The organism is Paracoccus sp. PAR01 (genome assembly GCF_014851995.1).
GTDB lineage: Bacteria > Pseudomonadota > Alphaproteobacteria > Rhodobacterales > Rhodobacteraceae > Paracoccus > Paracoccus litorisediminis.
Genome location: NZ_JACVAW010000002.1, coordinates 146,717 through 157,818, shown reverse-complemented (window position 1 = coordinate 157,818; position 11,102 = coordinate 146,717). Strand labels below are relative to the sequence as shown.

Sequence of the window (11,102 nt, the reverse complement as noted above, 5' to 3'; positions counted from 1 at the left end):
AACCACCTGAACGAGATTTGCGGTAATACGCTACCAAGATCGGCCAGATTGCGCTTAATTGATGACACAAATAGGCGAATTTGACCCTTTTCATTGGAACCAGAAAGAAAGAATTAGCGATTCCCTCTTATATAGGGAGTTAATGATTTAACGAACCACAGCGAGGTGGAGGCTACACTGGGCGGTGTATTGATCATAGGGGTCGCGGTTGCGGCGATCAGCGCGTTGATCGGGGTATTTTACCTTGGCTTGTCGCTGTGGTCGGCGCTGTTGCTTTACTCACTGGTCGGAACGCTGACCACGCTACTGGTCGGGTGGCGCAAGTATAGGTGCGTCACGCATCATGAGGAGTTGCTGAAACACGAGTGAACGTGTTCCAGCAGATTGTCGGGATCAATAGCCGGTGCAGCGCAGAACGACGGTGACGGTTCTGGCGACGATCGACAGGTCATTCGACCAGCTCAGTTCGTTTGCATATTTGGCGTCGAAGTTCGCCCGCGCCGCAAAGGTGCTGTCATTGCGATCCGAGATCTGCCACAGGCCAGTAACTCCGGGGCGCAGGTGATAGTAATCCGCGCCGGGATATAGCTGGGCCTGTTCGAGCATCATGGGCCGGGGGCCGACGATGCTCATGTCGCCGCGCAGGACGTTCCACAGTTGCGGCAACTCATCCAGCGAGCTTTTGCGCAGGAAATGCCCGACCGGCGTGATCCGCGGATCTTGCTTCAGCTTCTGGGTCGCGTCCCATTCGGCGCGGGCGACCTCATCACTGGCCAGATGCTCGGCCAGACGGGCCTCGGCATTCTCGACCATTGTCCGCATCTTCCACAGGCGGAAACTGCGACCCGAGCGGCCGACGCGCAACTGCGAGTAGAACGGCCGGTCACCATGCGCCCAGATCATCAGGACAAGGATCAGCACGACCGGGATGACAATCGGCGCCGCGATCAGCACCGCCAGAATGTCGAGCGGCCGTTTCATATAACGGACATAGAATGAGGAAAGCCCACCCGATTCAGGCAGGGTGGAAGGACTGTTTTGCAGAATCGAGCCGACACGATTCAAAGTGGGTGAATCAAACTTGTTCGAGTGCGGCATTTTTAACCCACGGTAATCGATACAAGGGACACTAACTTTACAGTCCTGCAGTATAGACCCGCCCCTGAATAAAACTAGAACGAATTACCGTATTGCCAAAAAGGACAGGTATCTTTGACATCAATGGGTTGCGGCGGGTGTTCTGCTTGACCAAAGGGTCAGGTTGCGCCCCAATCGGTTCCGTGCAGGACGGTGTTAAAAGCCGTTCGGAAGCGTTTCGCCAGGGTCATCGTCGCGTATTGATCCCGTAATTTGGCCCACCTGACCGAAGGGGAAGAATATGTCAGCAATACTGCAGTATCTCTTGTCGGCCTTTTATCTGGGCCACAGCCTGGTCAGTCCAAATCTGCCCGAGATGATGTATGCGGTGCTGGATGATCGGGTCGAGTTCCAGCTGATCAACGGCGCTCCCCTGGAGATCAACTGGAACGACAGCGCCACCGCTCAGGGCGTTGACGGTCGCAAGTGGCTGGCCGCCAATCCCGTGGATGCGATCGTCATCACCGAGCGCGTTCCAGTTCTTACCACGATGCAGTGGCACCACAGCGCCGATTATGCTGCGAAATGGGTCGAACTGGCGGCCAAGACCAATCCGCATGTCAAATCTTACCTTTACGCGACATGGGACGATATCGACGACGCACAGACCGGCACGACACGCACCTGGCGCGACCGTATCGTCAGCGACATGGCGCATTGGCAGGCCATCGCCAATGATACCAATGCGAAACTGCCGCAGCTCGAAACGCCGATGCGGATCGTTCCGGCTGGGCTGGGTATGGTGCGGCTGCATGACGCCATAGCCGAGGGGAGGGTGCCGGACAGCACCTCGATCCGGGATTTCTTTCACGACGATATCCACCCGAACCACTACGGCTTCTATTACGTCACGATGATTCATTATGCGGCGCTCACCGGAAAATCTCCGGTCGGATTGCCTTCGACGCTGATGGGGGCGGGCGGGCCCTATCCGCCGGTGCCGAAGGATCTGGCCCTGGTGCTGCAACAATTGGCGCAGGAGACGGTCGAGGAGTTCCGCGCCACGGGCGGCTAGCGCCCGCGCGCCCAGCCCTGATCCTGCCTGCCCATGCGCACCGCCAGCGCGACAGCGGCATAGCTGGCAAAACCAGCCGGATCGCGCAGGGCAAGGCGCTTCAACTGCGATCTTGTCGGGCGGACATGGCCCTGATTGGCCAGCAATTGCGGAAAGAGGCGGGCGATTTCGGCCACGCCGCGGTCCTGTCTGCGGCGCACCCGGACCAGAGGACCGAAGCCCTCGACGATGGGCCAGAAATAGGGTTCGTCGACCAGAAACCGCTCGGGTTCCGCAAATTGCAGTCGCGCGAAGGTGTCGTCCGAGATGACCTGCGGGAACGCGCCCCAGCGTTGCCGGCCGGTGGCGTTGACCGCGAACAGCCCGGCTCCGGTCACGCCTTCGGTGACAAAGGGCAGGCTTTGCCAGAAACGGGCATAGTGGCGTGAGACGAAGCTTTGCGCCGGGGCGACGACCAACCTGCCACCGGCATATCGCGGCGCGGGGACGTCCAATACCGTGACCAGACCAGAGATCAGCCGGGGTGACATGCGGATATCGGCATCCAGATAGACCCGAATCCCATCATGCGCGCAGGCATCACCGTGGTTCAGCGCACCTATCTTGCCGCCCTGCGCAAGTTCCTCGACCCGCAGGGACCAGCCACGCGCGGTGAAATCGCTGGTTCGCGCGCGTGCCTGTGCAGCGGTGTCGTCGTGGCAGCCATTGGCGATGACGATGACGTCCAGCGGGCCGGAATGGTCCTGCTGCAGGATGCTGTCGAGACAGGGGCCGATATAGCCTGCCTCGTCATGGGCGGGGATGAGGATGGTGCAGCCGGTCATTTATACTCGATCAGCCCTGACCGCCGCCCGATCAGGCGGCGCAAGTGAAACTCCAGCGCGCCGCGAGCCTCGGGGAACTTGCCCAGCACGGTGTAAAATGCCCGTTTCCAGCGCTCGGGGCGGTGCGGGTCGCGCAGGGCGATCCGTGCCATCTGCGCCGGATAGATCAGAAGCAGCCACCAGAACAGCGGCGTGATCATTGCGCCCAGCAGGATGACCAGAGGCAGGCCAATCCCCCAAAGCAGCGCGCGCCGGGTCTCGCGGCGCCAGAACCCTTCGGGATCGTCACGATGACGCCAAGAGACCTCGGCAAAGGCGTGGCCGGCGCGTCGCGCGCGGCGTGCCCATTGCGCGTGCCGCAACATGGCAGCGTCGTGGATGGTCATGGGGGCGTCGATGCGCCGGATCGTCCAGCCCGCCTGTCGCATGCGCAGGCACATCTCGGGTTCCTCCCCGGCGATCAGGCTGGGGTCAAAACCGCCGATCTGCGCCAGCGCTGCGCGGCGCACCAGCATGTCGCCGCCGACCGCCTGGGCGGGACCGACCGGCGTGTCCCATTCGGCGTCGCAAAGCCGGTTGTAGATCGAGGCCTCGGGGTGCAGCTCGCGCCGGCGACCGGCGACGATGGCCAGCTTCGGGTCGGATTGCAGCGCCGCAAGCGCCGTCGTGATCCAGCCCGCCTCGACCTCGCAATCGCCATCGACGAACTGGATGAACTCGGCATCATCCGCGCCGGCCAGCCCGGCATTGCGGGCGCGGGCCGCGGTAAAGGGCAGGGACATGTCCAGCAGGACCACCTCGGCCCCCAGCGCGCGGGCGCGACTGACGCTGTCATCGGTCGAACCCGAATCGACATAGATCAGGCGCCCGACCTGTGGCTGCAGCGAACGCAGGCAGCGCAGCAGGCGTTCGCCCTCGTTCCGGCCGATGGCGATAGCGATCACCGCCCCGGACGACGCCGCCGGACCATTCTGCCTGTCCTGTTCGCCAAGGGGCGTGATTTCTGTTGTCGCGCTCATCAACGGGACGCTAGCATGCCGCTGTCGGCAGTGTCATCGACGCGCGGATGACCCAAAGGCGGCGCAGTGATTTCCAGAGGCAGAAGGGCCACAGTATTGCAGGCCGAGACAGACAAGACTTCGGACAGGCCCACCTCCAGCGCTATTGCCACCCGCTCCGCCGGGTTGCGCGTGTCCAGCAGCTATATCCGACGCGAGGCGTCACGCAATTCTGCCGACATCCGCCACGCCAAGATCGTGGGCGAGCGTTTTGCGATTCTGCGCACCCGTATCCTGCGCGAGATGCGTAAGCATGGCTGGCGTCGGCTGGCCGTGGTGCCGCTGACCAAGGGGGCAGGGGCGACGACCGTCGCCCTGCAGCTTTCGCTGGCGCTGGCGCGGCAGAAACATACCGAGGTGATCCTGGTCGATCTGGATCTGGCCCGGCCCAGAATTGCGGCCGCTTTGGGGATACCCGAAAGCGATCAGGTTTCGGAAATACTCGTGGAAGGACGCGACATCATCGACATCACCGCCATTGTCGAGGAACTGCCCAACCTGTGGGTGGTGGCCCCCGGCGGTTCGGAGCCGGACGCGGCCGAATTGCTGCAGGACGAAAGCCTTGCCTCGGCCATGAAGATCTGGCGCGGTTTGCGCCCCGATGCGATCGAGATCATCGACACCGCCCCCTTGCTGGGGGGCGATGCGGCGCTGGCGACCCTGCCTCTGGCCGATGCGATCCTGTTGGTGGCCGATGGCCAGAACGGGACGGCCGCGGACATGATCCAGGCCGAGCGGCTGCTCAAGGACATGCCTCCGGTCATGGGCGTGATCTTGAACAAGTCCGAAGATTGATGAGCGGCGCGAGGGTTTAAGGTCTTGGGTCCGATACAATCCTTGCAGGATCTCATCTCAATGCTTTGGCGGCGCATGCCGCTGATGCTGACGATTGTCGTCGTGGGAATCCTGATTTCATTCCATCTGATCGTGTCCTCGCCGAAGGTCTATGAATCCTCGGCGCTGATCCAGATCGACACCTCGGCCGCGGTCGATCCGAACAGCGATTCCTCGCTGCCGGCCTCGCGCCGGGTGCAGCTGATCGAGCAGCGCTTGATGGCGCGTTCGAATATCCTTGAGGTCATCAAGGAGCTGGAGCTGTTCAAGGACGCCCCGCAGCTGAGCGATTCCGAAAAGATCAGCGCGCTGCGCACCACCACGCGCATCGACAGCGTGTCCAACCCCGGCGTATCGACGGAATCGCGCATGTCGCTGGCGGCCATCGTCATCACTTCGCGGGCCGAAACACCCGCCACTGCGGCGGCCATCGCCAACTATTTCGCCAATAGCGTCGTCAATCGTGACCGCGAAAACCGCCAGGCCCGGATCAAGGAAAGCCGCGAATACCTGACCAATGAGGAAGCCCGGACCAGCGACGCGCTGTCGGCGCTGGATCGCGAAATCGCTGCCTTCAGCACCCAGAACGAAGATGCCCTGCCGACCTCGCAGGAAAATCTTGGCATCGAACTTGCGCAGCTGAATGAGACCGAGAACACGCTGGACCGCGAGATCATGGCGCTGCAACGCGATCAGCTGACGCTGGTGGCGGGGGGCAATACCGCCGCCGAACGCTCCGCCTCGACTATCGTCCAGCAGATCCGCAATGCCGAGGTTGAGTTGGCGCAGGCCCGCCGTACGCTGGCCCCCGACCATCCCGAGATCAAGCGGCTCGAGGACAATCTGAAGCGCCTGAATACTGGCGATGAGGCTGTGTCGGAAATCGTGCGCCGCCAGCTTGAACTGAACGAGGCACAGCTGAGCAATCTGCGCGGCCAGAAGGCGCGACAGCAACAGCGTCGCCAGCAGATCGAACAGGCGCGCGCCCGTTCGCCGCAGGTGGCCGAGAAGCTTGAGGCGATGAGCCGCGAACAGCGCCGCCTGCAGGACCGCTACAGCGAGGTGTCGCGCCAGTTGGCACAGGTCGAGACCCAGCAATTGCTGATGGATAACGACCAGACCGAGCGTTTCGTGATCCTTGAAAAAGCCGTGCCGCCGGAATATCCGGCCTTTTCGAACCGCAAGAAAAGGGCGGCAATGGGTGCAATCGGCAGCTTTGGTCTGGCCGCCGTCATCGCATTTGCGCTTGAGCTGATGAACCCGGTCCTGCGCCGGACCGAGCAATTCGCCAAGCTGACCGGCACCCGCCCGGTGATATCGCTGCCCTATCGCAAGAGCCGCCGCGATCTTCTGCGTGGCAAGTTGCGCATTACCTATATGGTGGTCCTTCTGGTCGTAGGGGCCTTTGTCGCGCTGTGGCTGTTGGGCAAGATCCCCGGCCTGCCATCGCCCAGCATCGTGGCGACGCCCACGGATGGGCTGGGATAATGACCAGCGAGCTTCCGGTCGAGGTCCAGCAGGAAGCAGCCGAGGCGCCACAGGGGCGCAGCATGGCCTCGCGGGCTTTGGGCAGTGGGGCATGGTCGATGCTCAGCTTTGGGCTGGGTCAGATCATGCGGCTGGCCTCGAACCTGATCCTGACTCGGATTCTCAGCCCCGACGATTTCGGCCTGATGGCGTTGGTCTCCAGCTTCATGATCGGGCTGGCCATGTTCAGCGACATGGGAATCGCGCCTTCGATCCAGCAAAGCAAGCGCGGCGACGACCCGGCATTTCTGGACACCGCCTGGACGATCAAGGTCATCCGCGGCTTCATCCTGTTCGCCGTCTCCTGCGCAATGGCCTGGCCGCTGGCGCTGTTCTACAACATCCCGGCACTGGCATGGGTGTTCCCGGCGGCGGCTTCGTCGATGCTGGTCGGGGGCTTCGTCTCGACCCGGATCGACACGGCGGCGCGGCATCTGCAGGTCGGGCGGCTGACCGTGGTCGAGCTGCTGAGCCAGTTGATCGGCATTCTGATCACCGTCGGCGCCGCCCTGATCCTGCGCGATGTCTGGGCGCTGGTCTGGGGCATCGTTCTGGGTGCCTTCGTGCAGCTGCTGATGATCCGCTACATGCTGCCCGGCCATGTCGACCGCTTCCGCATGGAGCCAGAGGCCCGCAACGAGATCGTGAAATTCGGTAAATGGATTTTCTTCAGCACCATTTGTGGCTTCCTGCTGTTTCAGGGCGACCGGCTGATCCTGGGGCGGGTGCTTAATCTGGACCATCTGGGCGTCTATAACATCGCCCTGTTCCTTGCCAGCGTGCCCAGCCAGCTGGGATCGGCCATTGCCGGGCGGCTGTTCATCCCGATGTATCGCGAACATCCCCCGTCCGAGAGCGAGGCCAACCGGCGCACGATGCAGCGCACGCGCATGGGTTTCACCCTGCTGCTGCTGTCGGTGGGAATCGTGCTGGCCCTGGTTGGACCCTGGCTGGTCGATCACCTTTACGATCCGCGCTACGCCCGTGCCGGGGGCATTCTTGTCGCCATTGCCTCGATCCAGCTGCTGATGTGCATCCCGCTGAATTACGAAAGCGCGGCTTTGGCGACCGGGGATTCGCGGGCCTTCTTTGTCATGCAGTCCAGCCGGGCGCTGATCTATTTCTCGCTGGTGCTGACCGGGACCTGGTTCTTTGGGCTGACCGGGCTGCTGGCGGGGCAGGCGCTGGCGCAGATTTTCTGCTATCCGGTCTCGGTCTGGATGGCGCGGCGGCAGAAGGCATGGGACCCAAGGCATGACATGCTTGCGATCCTGATTGCCGTGGTCGGGGCCGCCTGCGCATTAATCCTGCACCGCGACATCGTTTCTCAGGCGCTTTTGCACTGATTTGGCCGCAGTGCAGCAACTTTATGCCCTTCTGCCCGGCTTGACGCTTCGTTAAGGAGACGGAGCGCATTTCAGGAGGCACAGCATGAGCGACGACAACACCCCCCGCCGGTCCCGCATCACCCCCGAGGAGGCGCTGGCCTATCACCTTGAGCCGCGCCCCGGTAAATATGACATCGTCGCCTCGACGCCCATGGCCACCCAGCGCGACCTGTCGCTGGCCTATTCGCCCGGCGTCGCCGTCCCGGTCGAGGCGATCGCCGCCCGCCCCGAGACCGCCTATGATTATACCGTCAAGGGCAACATGGTCGCCGTCATCTCGAACGGCACGGCGATCCTTGGCCTTGGCAACCTGGGCGCGCTGGCATCAAAGCCGGTGATGGAGGGCAAGGCGGTGCTGTTCAAGCGCTTCGCCGACGTCAACGCCATCGACATTGAACTGGATACCGAAGACCCGGACGAGATCATCAATGCCGTCCGCCTGATGGGGCCGACCTTTGGCGGCATCAACCTTGAGGACATCAAGGCGCCCGAATGCTTCATCATCGAGCAGCGCCTGAAGGAACTCATGGACATTCCGGTCTTCCATGACGACCAGCATGGCACGGCGGTGATCTGCGCCGCAGGTCTGCTCAATGCGCTGGAACTGTCGGGCAAGAAGATCGAGGACGTACGTATCGTCCTGAACGGCGCGGGTGCTGCCGGGATCGCCTGTCTGGAACTGCTGAAATCCATGGGTGCGCGGCATGAAAACTGCATCATGTGCGACACCAAGGGCGTGATCTATCAAGGCCGCACCGAGGGCATGAACCAGTGGAAATCGGCGCATGCGGTGAAAACCGACCTGCGCACGCTGGAACAGGCGATGCAGGGCTGCGACGTGTTCCTTGGGGTTTCGGCCAAGGGGGCCGTGACGCAGGCGATGGTCATGGCCATGGCCGAGAACCCGGTGATCTTCGCCATGGCGAACCCGGACCCGGAAATCACCCCCGAGGAAGCCCATGCCGTCCGCCCCGACGCCATCGTCGCCACCGGGCGCAGCGACTATCCCAATCAGGTCAATAACGTCCTTGGCTTCCCCTACCTGTTCCGGGGCGCGCTGGACATCCATGCCCGCGCCATCAACGACGAGATGAAGATCGCCTGCGCCCATGCCTTGGCGAAGCTGGCGCGCGAGGACGTGCCCGACGAGGTCGCCGTCGCTTACGGTCGCAAGCTGCAGTTTGGCCGCGACTACATCATCCCGACGCCCTTCGATCCGCGCCTGATCCATGTCATCCCGCCCGCCGTCGCTCAGGCCGGGATGGAGACCGGCGTCGCCCGCCGCCCAATCATCGACATGGAGGGTTACGTCCAGTCGCTGAAGGCCCGCATGGACCCGACCGCCGCCGTCTTGCAGGGCATCCATGCCCGCGCGCGTCAGGCGCAGGCCCGGATGATCTTTGCCGAGGGCGATGATCCCCGCGTGCTGCGCGCCGCCGTCGCATGGCAGCGCGGAGGCATGGGCCAGTCGCTGGTTGTCGGCCGCGAGGCTGACGTCAAGGAAAAGCTGGAAGCTGCCGGTCTTGGCGATGCGGTGCGTGAAATCACCGTGGTCAACGCCTCGAACTCGCGCCATCTGGATCAGTATCACGACACGCTTTACGCGCGCCTCCAGCGCAAGGGCATGGACCGCGAGGACATCAACAAGCTGGCCAATCGCGACCGGCATGTCTTCGCCTCGCTGATGCTGCTGCATGGGCATGGCGACGGGCTGGTGACGGGGGCCACGCGCAAGAACGCGCATGTTCTGGCCCAGATCGGCAAGGTCTTTGACGTGACCCCCGCCGATGGCGCGGTCGGCATTACCGCCGTCCTGCACAAGGGCCGCGTGATCCTGATCGGCGATACGCTTGTCCATGAATGGCCCGAGGCCGAGGATCTGGCCGATATCGCGACCCGCGGCGCCCATGTTGCCCGCGGGCTGGGGCTGGATCCGCGCGTGGCCTTCCTGTCCTTCTCGAACTTCGGTTATCCGGTCAGCGAACGAGCGGTGAAGATGGCCCATGCCACCGAGGTGCTGGACGCCCGCAAGGTCGATTTCGAATATGAGGGCGAGATGACCGTGGATGTGGCGCTGAACCCGGCGCAGGCGGCGAAATATCCGTTCTCGCGCCTGACGGGTCCGGCCAACGTGCTGGTGGTTCCGGCGCGGCACTCGGCCTCGATCTCGGTGAAGCTGCTGCAGGAAATGGCGGGGGCGACGGTGGTCGGCCCGATCCTGACCGGGGTGCCTGAGCCGATTCAGATCTGCTCGACCGGGTCTTCGGTGAACGACATCCTGAACATGGCGGCCATTGCGGCGGGACGTCTGGGGCAGGTGAAATAGGGGGCTCTGCCCCCATCGCCTGCGGCGTTCCCCCCGGGATATTTCGGCAAGAAAGAAGGCGCGCGCCCCGGTTCGGTGGCGCGCGTTTTCGTCAGTCGGCAGGGAAGCATTCGCCCCGGTCGGCCTGACGCTGGCGCTCGCGGAAGCGGGTGCGGTCGGCGTCGCTGTATTCGGTGGCGCAGCGGTGGCAGCAGACGCCTTCCTCATATTCGGGGCGGGCACGGTCATCGGGGGCGAGCGGGCGGCGGCAGGCGTGGCAGAGGTCGTAATGGCCCTGCTTCAAGCCGTGACCCAAGCTGACGCGCTTGTCGAAGACGAAGCACTCGCCCTGCCACAGGCTGTCCTGTTCGGGTACCTCTTCGAGGTATTTCAGGATGCCGCCCTTGAGGTGGTAGACTTCGGGGACGCCCTCGCCGAGCAGGAAATTCGTCGATTTCTCGCAGCGGATGCCGCCGGTGCAGAACATGGCGATGCGCTTGTTGTGGAACCTGTGCGCATTCTCGCGCCACCAGTCGGGGAAGTCGCGGAAGGTTTTCGTGCCCGGATCGACGGCCCCGGCAAAAGTGCCGATCTCGACTTCGTAATCGTTGCGGGTGTCGATGATCGCGACATCAGGGTCGCTGATCAACGCGTTCCAGTCCTGCGCCTCGACGTAATGGCCGACCGAGGCCAGCGGGTCCACGTCGGGCTGGCCCATGGTCACGATCTCGCGTTTCAGGCGGACCTTCATGCGGCCAAAGGGCATCGTATCCGCGCCGCTTTCCTTCCATTCGAGATCGGCGCAACCGGGCAGGGCGCGGATATGCGCGAGCACCGCGTCAATGCCCGTGCGCGGGCCGGCGATGGTGCCGTTGATCCCCTCGCGCGCCAGCAGCAGCGTGCCCTTGACGCCCAGGGAACAGCAAAGCTTCGCCAGCGGTCCCTGCAGGCTTGCAGGATCGGGGAAGCGGGTGAAATGATAAAGTGCGGCGACGGTGAACATGGCAGGGACTT

10 protein-coding genes are annotated in these 11,102 nt (G+C 63.2%); 6 read left to right on the top strand and 4 right to left on the bottom strand.

What is annotated here, in order from left to right; all coding sequences use genetic code 11:
* The first annotated feature begins 189 nt into the window (after nt 1–189).
* Entirely contained in the window at nt 190–369 is a 180-nt protein-coding gene (locus tag IB235_RS05885) for a hypothetical protein (RefSeq protein ID WP_225612088.1), read from the top strand.
* A 24-nt stretch (nt 370–393) separates the two neighbouring features.
* Here IB235_RS05885 and IB235_RS05880 read toward each other — a convergent pair whose 3' ends face one another.
* Nucleotides 394–981: a sugar transferase gene (locus IB235_RS05880; protein ID WP_225612087.1), complete on the bottom strand. Its 588-nt coding sequence runs from the start codon at nt 979–981 to the stop codon at nt 394–396.
* Between the two features lie 397 nt (nt 982–1,378).
* Here IB235_RS05880 and IB235_RS05875 point away from each other — a divergent pair, with 397 nt between their 5' ends.
* Nucleotides 1,379–2,152, top strand: a complete 774-nt coding sequence (locus IB235_RS05875; protein ID WP_192336037.1) for a hypothetical protein — start codon at nt 1,379–1,381, stop codon at nt 2,150–2,152.
* Here the strand turns inward: IB235_RS05875 and IB235_RS05870 are convergent.
* Together IB235_RS05870 and IB235_RS05865 are read right to left on the bottom strand one after the other, a co-directional pair.
* Nucleotides 2,149–2,976, bottom strand: a complete 828-nt coding sequence (locus IB235_RS05870; protein ID WP_192336036.1) for a glycosyltransferase family 2 protein — start codon at nt 2,974–2,976, stop codon at nt 2,149–2,151. The genes IB235_RS05875 and IB235_RS05870 overlap by 4 nt on opposite strands.
* Nucleotides 2,973–3,995 carry a glycosyltransferase family 2 protein gene (locus IB235_RS05865; RefSeq protein ID WP_192336035.1) on the bottom strand — a complete coding sequence of 341 codons (1,023 nt, stop codon included), beginning with the start codon at nt 3,993–3,995 and terminating at the stop codon, nt 2,973–2,975. Before IB235_RS05865 ends, IB235_RS05870 begins: the two co-directional genes overlap by 4 nt.
* 96 nt (nt 3,996–4,091) lie before the next feature.
* Here IB235_RS05865 and IB235_RS05860 point away from each other — a divergent pair, with 96 nt between their 5' ends.
* From IB235_RS05860 to IB235_RS05845, 4 genes are all read left to right on the top strand, one after another.
* Nucleotides 4,092–4,829 (top strand): chromosome partitioning protein, encoded by a 738-nt coding sequence (locus IB235_RS05860; protein ID WP_155038665.1) that lies wholly within the window; start codon nt 4,092–4,094, stop codon nt 4,827–4,829.
* A 24-nt stretch (nt 4,830–4,853) separates the two neighbouring features.
* Nucleotides 4,854–6,356, top strand: coding sequence for a Wzz/FepE/Etk N-terminal domain-containing protein (locus tag IB235_RS05855; RefSeq protein ID WP_225612086.1), 1,503 nt, complete (start codon nt 4,854–4,856; stop codon nt 6,354–6,356).
* On the top strand, nt 6,356–7,741 hold the full coding sequence (locus tag IB235_RS05850; RefSeq protein ID WP_192336033.1) for an oligosaccharide flippase family protein: 1,386 nt from the start codon (nt 6,356–6,358) through the stop codon (nt 7,739–7,741). The genes IB235_RS05855 and IB235_RS05850 overlap by 1 nt, the downstream gene beginning before the upstream one ends.
* 85 nt (nt 7,742–7,826) lie before the next feature.
* The gene (locus tag IB235_RS05845; protein WP_192336032.1) at nt 7,827–10,109 is read left to right on the top strand and encodes an NADP-dependent malic enzyme; all 2,283 of its coding nucleotides are present in this window, start codon (nt 7,827–7,829) and stop codon (nt 10,107–10,109) included.
* A gap of 91 nt (nt 10,110–10,200) precedes the next feature.
* Here IB235_RS05845 and IB235_RS05840 read toward each other — a convergent pair whose 3' ends face one another.
* Entirely contained in the window at nt 10,201–11,091 is an 891-nt protein-coding gene (locus IB235_RS05840; RefSeq protein ID WP_192336031.1) for a rhodanese-related sulfurtransferase, read from the bottom strand.
* Nucleotides 11,092–11,102: the final 11 nt, after the last annotated feature.